Raw genomic sequence first — 12,116 nt, 5'->3', positions numbered from 1 at the left:
GGTGACGGGCTACGGGGAGGCGAACCCCTTGGTCCCGAACAAGGACGAGCCCAGCCGCGAGCAAAACCGCCGCGTTCAGATCTTCGTCGAGGCGGTGCAAAAATAATAAAGCGCCGGAGCCTGGCTTCGCGTTCCGGGAGAAGCGATAATTATTGATTTGTCTGTCAGCCGAGGCTCAAACGGAACCCCGTTCGGGCCTCGGTTTTTTATTAATGATTTCAATGGTTTATATTTACAGTCTCCAAAATCCCTTTGACTTGCTCGACGCCTTGGTCTCAAGTCGTGAGGACAACCAGGGGTGGGCTGTCGAGGAGGAGACATCATGCGACTTTGGATCGTTCTTGCGGCGGTATTCCTGCCGAGCTGGCTTTCGGCGCAGACGCTTTTTCAAAACACCAACTTAGCCTGCGAAAACGAGCCGGTGCTTTGCGCCACCGACGGCTGCAATTTCCCCGACGCCAATACCCTGTCCTGCCGCAACATCCAGCGAGATGGAACCTTTTTGGGAAGCGATTTCAACGGCGATGGCTTCGCCGATTGCGTGGCGATGCGCGAGAACAGCTTCGACACCCAGACGCCTGAGCTCTTGGCCAGCGTCCTGATCAACCGTGGGGCCGCTGCGGTCGCCTGCTCGCCCGGCCCCGGGGATCAATTCAACGCCTCTTTGGATTACGGCCTGAGCGGACTGGGCACCTCGGATAATTTCAGCAACGTTCTCTCCGGGGACCTCGACGGGGGCAATTCCGACTTCCTCGGGATCTCGGTGGAGGGATTCAGTACGACCTTCGCCCAGGCCATGAATCCCGGCTCGGGTTTCGGTGCGGACGGGACCACGCTCACCACACTGGACGCGGCCGGGGATGTCGCGGGCAACAATCAGCAGGGATTTTCCACCTTCTTCGGGGCCCGCAAGGCCGCCCTGTTCGACTGCGACGGTATCAACGGCCTGGACGCCGTCCATGTGGTTACCGAATCCAGTCCCGGCCCACTTTCCTTCCAGCTCAACATCCTACGCAACAATGGAAGCGGTCTGCAGAACGTGCTGGCGGCGGATTCCTTCGACACCAACGTCGCAGCCAATTTCGAGGACAACGCGGGCCTGACCGTCGGCGATTTCAACGGCGACGGGAATCTGGACGTAGCGGCCTTCTTCGATACCCGCAGCGACGGGACCCCAGTCCTGCAGGTCGTGACGGTCTGCTTTAACGACAGAAATTGCAATCTTGCCTGTCCCGCGAGCCCCAGCATCAATCTGTTTGATGCCCATCCCGGCCAGGACCCCTCGCCCGGTTCGATCGAGGCCGGGGATTTCGACGGCGACGGCGACGTGGATTTGGTTCTCACCGAGTCGGGGCTCAGCGCGACCGATCCCGTTCCCACCCCGGAGCCGCCGGGGCTTCAGTATTACGACAACGATGGGGCCGGAAACTTCGCGGTGGGGGATTTCGTTCCGCTGCCGCTCGGCACTCTCACGCCTCGGGTGTTGACGACCGGTTGCTATAACAACGACAACGTCACCGACGTCGCGGTCACCTTGGAGGACGCGGAATTCCCCGTGAATCTCGTCGTAGCCGTGACTTCAGCTGCGAGTGGTGCTCTGAATCCGCCTACCGGTTTGGCCGGCCCTTCCAGCCAGATGCGCAGCATCGACACGGCGGACTTCGACAACGCGGGCGGCGATGATATCATGGTTCTGGCGAACAACGGGGTCGGGGATCGGGCCGCCTTCGTCTTTTTAAACGGCCTAGAAACGATCAGCGCCATCGCCGGCGCCGACCAAAGCGGCGATCCAAACCAGGCGATCGCCGTGACCGGGGCCTCCTGCTCCCTTTCTCCCGAGATCGCCGATCCCTTCGCCGACCCGGCCCGCTTCGCGGTGCAGTGGGCGGTGACCGCCGCGCCGGCGGGGGCTTCTTCCGCCTTGAGCGGAGCCGGCACCTTGACGCCGACCTTCACCGGGGATCTCCCGGGCGTCTACACCTTGCAGCTGGAGTGCCGGACGCGCTGCACCTCGACCGCCGTCGACGTGAAAAACGTGACTTTGGCCGGCGCGGCTCCTACGCCCACGCCCTTGCCGACCGCCACGCCGGCGCCCCTTCTGGAAACGCAGGGCGGCTGTCTGGCCAGCCTGGCGTCCGCCGCTCCCGGAACCGGGGCCGCCCTTTGGAGCTTGGGGCTCCTGGGGTTGCTGCCGGCGATCTACGGATATGCGCGGCGCCGCCGCAACTAAGGGCGGGGTTTACTTCAAGAGCAGGACGAGCAGACCCGCGATCGCCGCGATGCCGACGAGAATGCCGGCGGCGATCATCAGCTTCTCCGCGGTGGAGAAACCCGGTTTGGCCGGCGCCGCGGCGGCTGTGGGAGCAGCCGGGGGGGCCTGTTGGGCGGGGGGCGGAGCGGCCTCGGGCGGCGGTGCCTCCGCGGCACGTTTTTCTTCTTCCTCGGCCTTCTCTTTTTCGAGGGCCTCTTGCACCGCCTTGGCCTCGGCCTCGCGGCGGGCCGTTTCCTTATCCTCCGCCTCCTTGGCCAGGCGCTCTTCCTCGAGCTGCTTTTGCGCGAGCCGCTCGGCTTCGCGCATCGCGGCCTCTTTCTTCTTCTTGGAGATCTCTTGGCTGATGACCTCGAGGTTGACGTCCTTGGGGTTGCGGTAGAGCAGCTTGACCGTGCCCAGCATGACCTTGTCGCCGTCGCGCAGCAGCTTCTCCTCGACGCGGTCGTTGTTGACGAAGGTGCCGTTCTTGCTTTGCAGGTCGACGATGACGATGCCGCCCCACTTGCGCTCGAGCTTGGCGTGCAGGCGGCTGATGACGTTCTCGTCGATAGTGAGGTCGGCGGCCCCGTCGCGGCCGATGACCACCTCCTGCTTCGAATCGGGGATCAGCAATTTCTTGCCCACCGCCACGCCGTTCAGCACCTCGACGCTGGGGGTGTCGTCGGCGTCGAGGGTCTTGAGCATCTTCTTGATCAGCTTGATCTCGAGGATGTCAGTGTCCGTGTCTTCCTCGACGGCGTGCTCGGGCCCGTCCTCGGCCAACAGGAAGCGGATCTCGTAGTCCTCGATGCGGATCACGTCGCCGGAGCGCAGCAGGTTTTTCTCGAGCGGCCGGATCTTCTGGTTGTTGAGGAAGGTGCCGTTGCCGCTCTTCAGGTCGCTGAGGTAGTAGTCCTGCGCCTCGCGGACGATCTCGGCGTGGCGGCGCGAGATGGACTTGATCGGCAGCTCGACGTCGCAGGTGTTGGTGCGCCCGAAGACGATGGTGTCCTGGGGCAGGGTGTATTCCTGCTCCTCCTGCGTCTTGAGATTGTGGACGATGAGCTTGGGCATGGGCCGGGTCGAGTTTACTTGCACTTGCCGTTTTCGGCGATGATTTTTTGCGCGGCGTCGATGGAGGCCTGCAGGTCCTTGGGCGCCACCTTCGTGAAGCGGCAGAGGTAGTTGACCGCCGAGGCGACGTCGCCGCCCTGCAGCTTGATGGCCCCGATGCCGAAGAGGGCGCGGGGGTAGTTGGGGTCGATGGCCAGGGTCTTGTTGTACCACTCGGAGGCGCTGGTCAAGTCGCCGAGCCGCAGGTAGGCGTAACCCAAATTATAGGTCGCGTCGGCGTAGTTGGGGACCTGCTGGATCAGGGATTGGTAGTAATTGATACTTTCTTGGTAGAGGCCCCGCGCGGCGTCGAGGCCGTTGCGGGCCCGGGCGTCCTCGGCCTGGCTGAACTTGGCGTAGGCCAGGTTGAAGAGGATCTTGGGGTTGTTGGGGTTGGCCTGGCGGGCGAGGGCCAGCTCGCGCTCGGCCAGGACGTAGTTTTTCTCCTGGATGTAATACAGGCCCATGTTCAGGTGGGCGTCGACGTTGTTGGGGTTGGCTTCCATCGCCTTGTTGAAGGCGAATTGGGCGCGGTTGTTGTCGCCCTGGGCCAGGTAAAGGGTGCCCAGTTCGCGCCAGACCTCGGAGGCCGAGGGCTGGATCTCGAGGGCGACCTTGTAGCGGATCATGGCCTCTTCGTTCTTGCCCTGAGCCTTGTACATGTTGCCCAGCTCGAAGTTGGCCAGGTAGTGACGGGAGTTGGCCTCGGTGGCCAGGCGGAAGGCCTGCTCGCCCTCTTTGTAATATTGGGGATTGCCGGTCTTTCGGGCCAGCTCGCGGAGGATGATGCCCTTGTTGTAATAGCCGTCCGCGAACTTTTTGTCCTCTTTGATGGACTTGTTGGCCCACTTCAAGGCCTCTTCGTAGTTGTTTTGCGTATAGTAGAGCGTCGCCAGGTGGTTGTAGGGCGCCGGGTACTTCGAGTCGATCTTGATGCTGCGCAGGAAGGAATCCCGCGCCTGGTCGAAGTCTTTGAGATGGAGATAGGCCAGGCCCATGTTGTTCCAAGCTTCGGTGTACTCCGGGGAGATCTCGGTGGCGGTCTTGAACTCGAAGAGGGCCTTCTTGGGGTCGCCGGCATTGAGGTAGCTCACGCCCTGGTTGTTATGGAAGACGGCCTGGTCGAGGGGGCGTACCACATAACGCGATGTGGCAATCTGTGGAAAAAAAAGGATGAGTGCTGTCAACGTCACAGTTAGAATCTTCGATAAGGTGCTCACGTGTAAACTCCCATCCTGGTATACGCCCCGAGCGGCTCTAGGATTGTAGTTTATTTCTTTGCAATATCAAGATTTTATGCTACCCGCCGCAATTCAGAGGGGTAGGGCGGCCGCCAAGGCCGCAGACCGATAAGGGATTCCATGACAGGTCCTTCCAAAACCGGAGCCGAAGAAAATACCTTCATCAAGGCCTATGAAGAGTTGGAGCAAGCCTCCAAGGGCCCGGTGCGCGGTCCGGAGGCCTTTCCCCTGCTCGAGATCGTCCATGGACCCAAGCAGGGCGCCTGGTTCACGGTCGCCTACCAAAAAGAGCTCACCCTGGGCCGGGCGGCCACCAACAGCATCATCCTCGAGGACAACAGCGTCTCGCGCTCCCATGCGGTCATCCAGGCGGCGGGTAACAACACCTACACGGTGCGCGACATCGGCTCCCGCAACGGCACCTTTCTCAACGAAAAGAAGATCCAAGGCGAGATGCCGATCAAGCACCTCGACACGATCAAAGTCGGGATCTACACGCTGCGGTTTTTGGAAGAGGCGACCGACGAGCCCTTCGAGCTTGAGGTCAAGGAAGAGTTCACGCCCCGGGTCGCGGAGTCCCAAGAAGAGGCGCCGCCTCCCGAGGCCGCCGCTCAGGGCGCCTTCGAGTCCGAGCCTGAACCGGAACCCGAAGCCGAACCCGTCGCCCCCCCGGCGAACGAAATCGAGCCCGCGATCGAAGAGAGGCTTCCGCAGGAAGTCCCGCCCCCCGTCGTTCCCGCCCAGGCCGCCGCGGGCGCCAAAGGCAAGTCGCGCGGCCTGCGCAACCTCCTCATTCTGCTCTTGGTCTTCGGCATCCTCGGCGGCGGTGCCTACGCCGCCCATCGCTTCGGGGCCTTAAACAAGCTCAAGGCCTACCTCGGCGCCGCCAAGACCAAGATTGCCGAGAAGCCCAAGACCGAAAAACCGAGCGGGGAGGCCCCCAAGGTGATCACCCCGCCCAAGGTTGAGACGCCTCCCGCGGGCCAGGCCATGCCGGTTTTCATCGAGGCCGACGCCAAGCCGGTTCCGGCCAAAATCTTCTACAAGGACAAAGAGCTCGGTCAGACGCCTTTCAAAATCAGCCTGCAGGTGCCGCTGGGCCAGCCGCAGGAGCTGACGGCGGAGTTTTTCCTCGAGGGCATCGGTGAGAAGTGGACCGAAAAGGCGACCTTCACCGCGCAAAAGCAGGACGAGGTCGTCCCGGTGAACATCGAGGCGAAGATCGGTCGCCTGAAAGTCGTCGCTCTGCCGAAAAACGGCGATCTCTACCTCGAAGGGAAGTTCCTGCCAAACCAGGCCGAGATGAAGCCGTTGAAGGTCAGCAACCTCTCCTTCGACGCGCCGGTGTATCTGCCCTTCGGAAAATACGTCGCCGAGGCGCGGATGCCCGAGACCCTGGACGGCAGCACCTCAACCGTCAACGCGGTCAAATACCGCCGCGAGTTCGAGCTCTCGCAGGCCGCGCCCGAGTTCACCATCGAGGCGAGCGACGAGGCCATCCGGACCTTCCCGGCCCAGATCAACACCAACCCGCCGGGGGCCGAGCTCTTCGTCGACGGCAAGAAGCTGGGCGAGACGCCCTTCAACGGCAATCTGCCTACCGGCCGCCACAAGTTGGTCCTGAAAAAAGAGGGCTTCAACGAGTTCGAGAAAGAGCTCAGCATCGAGCTCAACACGCCTTACACCGCCAACTTCAATCTCAACACCAGCCCGGCCGGCGAGTTCATCAACAAGGGACGGCAGCTCGTGAAGGTAGGGCAGTACAACGAGGCCATCGAGCAGTTGGCCGAGGCCCTGAAGCGCAATCCCGAGCCCACCGAGCTGGCGCAGGTGCACATGCTCTTGGGGCAGGCCTTCGTGAAGACCCAGACCTTCGACCAGGCGCTGGCTTACTTTCAGCGCGCCAAGGACAGCCCCGAGTACGCCAAGGCCGCCGAGTTGGGCATGGCCGAGGCCTATGCCGGCCTGGGGCAGAACGACAAGGCCCTGGTGGCCCTGATCAACATCGTCCTCAACACCAAGGACGAAAAGATCCGCAGCGACGCCGAGTCGGTCTATCACAAGATCTCGCCGATGAAGTCGGTCCTCTACGTCGCGACCGAGCCGCCGGGGGCCCAGATCAGCGTCAACGGCAACCCCATCGGCCAGGCCACCCCGGTCATCCTCTCCGATTTGCTGGTGGGTTCGTATCGGATCAGCATCCAGAAGGACGGTTTCAAGCCCTTCGAGAGCCGCGTGACTTTGCCGCTCTCCGCGATCAAGCCGATGATCGTTAAGCTCGAGCCGGTGCAATAATTCCGCAGGGCCGATAAATCGCCTTGACTTTCCCGGGTCCCGATCTTTTAATTTAATCTCATTTCCCTATTTTTTCGAGGACTTATGGCCAAGAACAACCAGGAAGAGACCCTCACCGCGGGCTATCCCCGCATCGAAAAGCTGATTGAGACCGAGGATTTTGACGCGGTGAACAAGAGCTTCGCCGCTTCTTTCGAAGAGTTGCAGAAGATCGCCAAGCAGAAGAGCGGCCTGGGCAAGGGCAAGGCCGCCAAAAAGGCGATGCGGGCCTACGAGCTGACGATGGATTTATTTAAAGAGCTCCTGAGGCTAAAATACCAAATGATGGAGGTCCTGAAGAAGGAGGGGGCGAAACCCTAGTTTCGCGAATTTGTGGGGCTTGCCGCAACTTTGCCCTCCGGCCCCCTCGATAATTGAGCTGTGAGATGGGAAAAGATGTTTTCCCAGGGGCTTTTGTAGGAGGAACCCAATGGCCGACCCAAATTATAATACTGTGCAAGGTTTGAATACGGTCAATACCCGTGAGCTTTTTCGGCAAAATGACGCCTTTACCAAGAATCACGGCGTGATCGGCAATGAAGGGTTTACGCGGGCCCTAGGCATCGCTCAAGACGTGATGTCCCTTGCCGGCCCCACGATCGGCGCCGCCGCCCCCTTCATGGGGATGAAAGGCGCGGCGATCACCGGTGCGGCGGTCTCGGCCTTTGCGGGCCCCGGCGGCCAGCTCGGGACCCCCGGTTTCGCCCCGATGGGCGGTCAAGTCGCCTACGGCACCGGTAAGGCCCTCAGCATGCCCGGTACGGCCCCCGGCTTTCCGGGTGCGGGCGGCGCGGGCGGCATGCCCGGCACGGCCCCCGGTTTTCCGGGTGCGGCCGGTGGCGCGGGAATGCCGATGGGCAGCTCGGCCAGCCAATTCGACGCCCAGATCAACGCGATGGCGACCCAGCAGGTCGAGATGCTCAGCCTGCAGGCCCGGGTGCAAAATATCTCGCAGGTCGGCCAGATGATGTCCAACATCGCGAAGACGGATTCCGACGCGAAACTCAACGCGATCCGTAATATCCGGGCGTAATCACGGGTAATTAAACGAAAAAAATGCTATAAAATTTTGGGTAAATGGTTATTCTACTAAAGATAGCCATTTACCCATTTTTTTATCGAGGTCCCTATGATCCAAGTCCCCAGCGAAGACCTGCGTATTTTGCTCGAATCCGGATACCTTTATCTGGGCATGCAGCGTTTTAAAGAGGCAAAGGAGGTCTTCGAGGGCGTCGTGGCCCTGGCCCCCAAGAGCGAGGTCCCGCTCGTCGCCTTGGGCAATGTCTATTGTGTCCAGGCCAAATTCGACCAGGCCATCAAGACCTACAAAGAAGCCCTCGAGGTCGATCCAAAGAGTGCCTTTGCGACGGCCTATCTGGGCGAGGCCCTCTTTTTCAAGGGGGAGAAGGACAAGGCGGTGGAGGTCCTGGAGAAGGCCTCCAAGATGGACCCCGACGGCAAGTCCGGCGACTTCGCCCGTTCCCTGTTGGATTTGATCAAGAAGGGCTTCACCCCCGCGGTGACCCCGCAAAAATAAGAGGTCCCATGAGACTGAAGAAGTACGCCATCCTGTTTTTCTCGCTGGTCTTTCTCGCCGGCTGCGGCCAGGAGACCCTGCAGCAGGGCCTCACCGAGCAGGATGCCACCGAGATTTTGGTGGTCCTCTACCAAAACGGGATCAACGCGACCAAGGTCCTCACCGAGTCCTCCGAAGGCGCGACCTACAGCGTCACCGTTCCGAAGGATTCCATCCAGAACGCCCGGCGCATCCTGGTCGAGAACAACCTGCCGAAAAAGAAAGAACTGGGCTCGGAAGGCATCTGCAAGGAAAAGGGCCTCATCCCCACGCCCGAAGAAGAAAAATGCCGCAAGCTGCTCGCGAAGAAGGGCGACATCATCAACTCGCTGCAGCGCGTGCCCGGCGTGATCGACGCCGACATTGTTCTCAATGTCCCCGAGATCAGCCCCTTCAACACCGAGACACAGAGCGAGGCGCGGCCCACGGCCAGCGCGGTGATCCGCGTCAAGAAGAGCCCCGACGGCTACGAGATCACCGAGGCGCGGATGCAGCAATTCATCTCCAAGTCGGTGGAAAAACTCGATCCCCGCGACGTTTCCGTCATCATCAGCTATGTCCAACCTCCGCAGGAAGTCTTGGCCAAGGGCCCGCAGGCTTCGGGAACTGAGACCGCCGCGGCCGCCGGCAACGTCAAGCTGGCGACCATCGCCGGTCTAGTCATGAAGGCCGAATCGGTCCAGCGCTTCAAGATCTTCGCGGTCGTGATGTTGGTCTTGCTCTTGGGCGTCTCCGCCGCCCTGATCGTCAACGTGATCAAACTGACGCGGATGCGCCAAGAACTCAAGGTCTCCAAGTTGAGCAGCGGCCTGGCCGAGGTGCAGGGCGCGGCCGCGCCCCCGCTACTCGAAGGCGGCGCCGGAGCCCAGGCCCAGCTTGGGGCTGGAGAAAAAGCGGCAACTGCGCCAAAATAGCGAATATTAATATGAAAAGAATTCCATTTTCCCGACGAAACTTTGGGGGAGGCCTTCCCCGATAAATGCTCTGAAGTGATCGTTGGCTTTTTGGGAGTTTGTAATGGAATTTCAAACAATTAACCCCGCGCAAATCAGCATGGACCTGACCAGTCGGCCCATCATCAACACCAACAATACCCGGTTGGTGCAGGGCGGGAGCCTGCTGGACAAGCCGACCTTCGGCGAAAAGTTCATGATGGGGCTCAAGAAGTTCGGTTCCATCTTCGCCAGCATCGGGTCGAGCATCCTCCGTTTCATGCCCTTTCCCGGCGCCCAGGTGGCCGCCGCGGGGCTCTACGGCATCGGCCAGGTGGCCCAGCGCAGCTACGAAAACCAGGTGATGAAGCGCATGAACAACCTCGCCCTCGACGAGGCCGCCGCGCAGACCAGTTTTTCGACGATTACTCCCGGATTTGGAATGTTTGGGTCCCCGACCGACGTCGCGTCGGCGGTCCCGGTCAGCAGTTTCGACCAGCAAAAGTTAGACACCGTACTGACCCGCGAGGCTGCCGCCCGCGCAAGCATTTCGGCGATGTAAGCCGATCGGCCGCCAGGGCTCGGGACAAAAAAAGACAAAAGGGAAAAACGATGAGCGACTCGGTTAGCCGCATTCCCGATGGCAAGGCCGCAGCAGTCAACACCCAGCCTGCGTCGAAAGAAGATTCCTCCCTCAAACTAGTCATCGACAACGTCACCGAGTACCAGAAGGTCGAGCAATCGCTGGGCGGCCTGCGTGCCCTGCAGAGCCCCTTGGACCGGGTGGCCCGCGAGCGGGTCTTCGATGCTATCGTCCGGAAAACATTGGATAATCCGGACCACCCCTATTACTCCTTGGTCGATTCCGGCACCCGCAAGGAGATGATCCAGCGCATCACCGCCCTCTTGGACTCCTCCCACTACCTGACCCAAACCAAGCGCCAGGCCTAGGGATTCATTGGGGGCTTAAGTCCCCAGTTCTGGGAAATCCGAGCACCACTTGTGCACTTTTTACGGGGTGTAGGGGAGGGGTATTGCTGGATGTTATCGAGTTCCTGCCTAAAAAGTTGTTATAAATCCATGCCTTAATTTTTTTATTCCCCTACATTTTTTTAGCAACTCGCTGGCGGGCTTCTTGCATATTTACCCGCTCAAGGAAATTGGGTTGTCAGGCACACATTCATTGACTAAGGGGAAAAACGCATGAGTCGGACAGCTACGCAACGGGCCGTTAAGAAAAATCCAGTCAATCCTGTCACCGTTAACGCAGCGCAAGAAGATTTAAGCGGCCGCGACAGCCTGATCGAACAATACCTGCCTTATGCCACCTCGATAGCCAACAAGGTGGCCCAAACCCTCAGCAACGACGCCGACATCGAAGAGATCATCTGCAACGCCCGCCTGGGCCTGCTGGAGGCCGCCAAGCGCTTCGACCCCAAGTTCAACGTCGATTTCAAAACCTTCGCCTATTACCGGATCAAGGGCGCCATTTACGACGGCCTGCGCAAGACCGGCTGGATCCCGCGTTCGCTGTACTCCAAGATCAAGTTCGAGCAGGCCGCCAACGAATACCTCCAGACCATGGCCGACAAGAGCGCCACGACCAAGCTGAGCGCCGACGAAGAGATCGGCGAGCTCTACGACACGGTCAACTCGCTGGCCTCCATCTACATCATCAGCATCGACGCCAGCGAAGAGACGATGGAGATCGAGGACAAAAAGGCCAACGATATTGAACATAAGGCCGAGTTTCAGAAGGTGAAGGAGTACATGCGGCAGGCCATCGAGGAGCTGCCCGAGAAAGAGCGCAAGCTGATCAAGATGTACTACTTCCAGAACAAGACCCTGGAAGAGGCCGGCCAGAAGCTTGGCCTGTCCAAGTCCTGGACCTCCCGGCTCCACGCCCGGGCCCTGGGCCTGCTGTTCAAGAAGATCAGCCTGATCCAGCTCAAGTCCCAGCACCAGCATCGTGCCGCGGTGCATCCCCAGTAGCAAAAAATTGTTCAGATTTTTCGTTTCGTGGTAGAAACTTTCGAAGATAGCTGAGACGATAAGTAATTAGGCATTTTGGGTTGTTGCAAACAACCAAGAGAGGACGTTTTATGGATCCGATTTCAGCTGGTTTGACTCAAAGCGCGTTGCAAAACATCGGCGGGGCCGGCACTCAGCTCCCCAGCCAAGGTACCGGCGCTGGCGGTTTCCAGACCGACAAGACCAGTTTCTCCCAGCTTTTGGACAACACCATCGGCGCCCAGTCCAGCGCCAACAGCACCTCCAACGCCAAGCTGCTCGAGTTCGTCGAATCCTTCGGCAACGACTCGATCGGCGGCAACATGAAGTCGATCCCGGCGGGCGAGATCCAGATCGACGTGGCCCGCGCCGGCGAGATCGAAAAGTCCTCGGCCCCCAAGAGCACGGGCATCTTCGAGATCTTCAAAGAGGTCAACAGCAATCAGATGGGCATGGAACAGCTCATGGAGCAGATGTTCTCCGGCAGCAAGAAGAGCTGGTCGGCCCTCGAGCTCACCCGCATGCAGATGTACGCCCACCACAGCACCGTCAACATGGAGGTCATCTCCAAGGTCGGCGAAATGGCGAACAAGGCGATCTCGACGCCCTTCAACATGCAGGTCGGTTGATACGATTTCTACCTTTCTAAAAGGCGGCCC

The 12,116-nt window shown here is 60.2% G+C and carries 11 protein-coding genes; 9 read left to right on the top strand and 2 right to left on the bottom strand.

Features of this window, described 5'->3' with window-relative positions; all coding sequences use genetic code 11:
• The first annotated feature begins 322 nt into the window (after window positions 1–322).
• On the top strand, window positions 323–2,230 hold the full coding sequence (locus tag FBR05_03895; protein MDL1871329.1) for a hypothetical protein: 1,908 nt from the start codon (window positions 323–325) through the stop codon (window positions 2,228–2,230).
• 9 nt (window positions 2,231–2,239) lie between these two features.
• Here FBR05_03895 and FBR05_03890 read toward each other — a convergent pair whose 3' ends face one another.
• Together FBR05_03890 and FBR05_03885 are read right to left on the bottom strand one after the other, a co-directional pair.
• Entirely contained in the window at window positions 2,240–3,325 is a 1,086-nt protein-coding gene (locus tag FBR05_03890; protein MDL1871328.1) for an FHA domain-containing protein, read from the bottom strand.
• 14 nt (window positions 3,326–3,339) lie between these two features.
• Window positions 3,340–4,503, bottom strand: coding sequence for a tetratricopeptide repeat protein (locus FBR05_03885; protein ID MDL1871327.1), 1,164 nt, complete (start codon window positions 4,501–4,503; stop codon window positions 3,340–3,342).
• Between the two features lie 222 nt (window positions 4,504–4,725).
• Between FBR05_03885 and FBR05_03880 the strand changes: the two genes are divergently transcribed.
• The 8 genes from FBR05_03880 to FBR05_03845 all read left to right on the top strand — a co-directional run bounded on the left by FBR05_03880 (window position 4,726) and on the right by FBR05_03845 (window position 12,086).
• Complete coding sequence (locus FBR05_03880) at window positions 4,726–6,900, top strand: PEGA domain-containing protein (GenBank protein ID MDL1871326.1); 2,175 nt, start codon at window positions 4,726–4,728, stop codon at window positions 6,898–6,900.
• 84 nt (window positions 6,901–6,984) lie between these two features.
• A complete protein-coding gene (locus tag FBR05_03875; GenBank protein MDL1871325.1) occupies window positions 6,985–7,260 on the top strand; it encodes a hypothetical protein in 276 nt (91 codons plus the stop codon).
• Window positions 7,261–8,068: 808 nt separating this feature from the next.
• The gene (locus FBR05_03870) at window positions 8,069–8,476 is read left to right on the top strand and encodes a tetratricopeptide repeat protein (GenBank protein ID MDL1871324.1); all 408 of its coding nucleotides are present in this window, start codon (window positions 8,069–8,071) and stop codon (window positions 8,474–8,476) included.
• Between the two features lie 8 nt (window positions 8,477–8,484).
• On the top strand, window positions 8,485–9,429 hold the full coding sequence (locus FBR05_03865; protein MDL1871323.1) for a hypothetical protein: 945 nt from the start codon (window positions 8,485–8,487) through the stop codon (window positions 9,427–9,429).
• Window positions 9,430–9,532: 103 nt separating this feature from the next.
• Window positions 9,533–10,009: a hypothetical protein gene (locus FBR05_03860; GenBank protein ID MDL1871322.1), complete on the top strand. Its 477-nt coding sequence runs from the start codon at window positions 9,533–9,535 to the stop codon at window positions 10,007–10,009.
• 50 nt (window positions 10,010–10,059) lie between these two features.
• Window positions 10,060–10,398 (top strand): hypothetical protein, encoded by a 339-nt coding sequence (locus FBR05_03855; GenBank protein ID MDL1871321.1) that lies wholly within the window; start codon window positions 10,060–10,062, stop codon window positions 10,396–10,398.
• A gap of 252 nt (window positions 10,399–10,650) precedes the next feature.
• Entirely contained in the window at window positions 10,651–11,439 is a 789-nt protein-coding gene (locus FBR05_03850) for a sigma-70 family RNA polymerase sigma factor (protein MDL1871320.1), read from the top strand.
• Window positions 11,440–11,549: 110 nt separating this feature from the next.
• Window positions 11,550–12,086: a hypothetical protein gene (locus FBR05_03845; protein ID MDL1871319.1), complete on the top strand. Its 537-nt coding sequence runs from the start codon at window positions 11,550–11,552 to the stop codon at window positions 12,084–12,086.
• The last annotated feature ends 30 nt before the right edge of the window (window positions 12,087–12,116 follow it).

This window comes from Deltaproteobacteria bacterium PRO3 (genome assembly GCA_030263375.1).
GTDB lineage: Bacteria > UBA10199 > UBA10199 > DSSB01 > DSSB01 > DSSB01.
This window is presented reverse-complemented; position numbering and strand designations above follow the sequence as displayed.

What these genes read in the sequence shown, in the direction of transcription:
- FBR05_03855 (MDL1871321.1), top strand. Translation starts at nt 10,060, where the DNA reads ATGAGCGACTCGGTTAGCCGCATTCCCGATGGCAAGGCCGCAGCAGTC.
- FBR05_03870 (MDL1871324.1), top strand. Translation starts at nt 8,069, where the DNA reads ATGATCCAAGTCCCCAGCGAAGACCTGCGTATTTTGCTCGAATCCGGA.
- FBR05_03880 (MDL1871326.1), top strand. Translation starts at nt 4,726, where the DNA reads ATGACAGGTCCTTCCAAAACCGGAGCCGAAGAAAATACCTTCATCAAG.
- FBR05_03875 (MDL1871325.1), top strand. Translation starts at nt 6,985, where the DNA reads ATGGCCAAGAACAACCAGGAAGAGACCCTCACCGCGGGCTATCCCCGC.
- FBR05_03860 (MDL1871322.1), top strand. Translation starts at nt 9,533, where the DNA reads ATGGAATTTCAAACAATTAACCCCGCGCAAATCAGCATGGACCTGACC.
- FBR05_03850 (MDL1871320.1), top strand. Translation starts at nt 10,651, where the DNA reads ATGAGTCGGACAGCTACGCAACGGGCCGTTAAGAAAAATCCAGTCAAT.
- FBR05_03865 (MDL1871323.1), top strand. Translation starts at nt 8,485, where the DNA reads ATGAGACTGAAGAAGTACGCCATCCTGTTTTTCTCGCTGGTCTTTCTC.
- FBR05_03845 (MDL1871319.1), top strand. Translation starts at nt 11,550, where the DNA reads ATGGATCCGATTTCAGCTGGTTTGACTCAAAGCGCGTTGCAAAACATC.
- FBR05_03890 (MDL1871328.1), bottom strand. Translation starts at nt 3,325, where the DNA reads ATGCCCAAGCTCATCGTCCACAATCTCAAGACGCAGGAGGAGCAGGAA.
- FBR05_03895 (MDL1871329.1), top strand. Translation starts at nt 323, where the DNA reads ATGCGACTTTGGATCGTTCTTGCGGCGGTATTCCTGCCGAGCTGGCTT.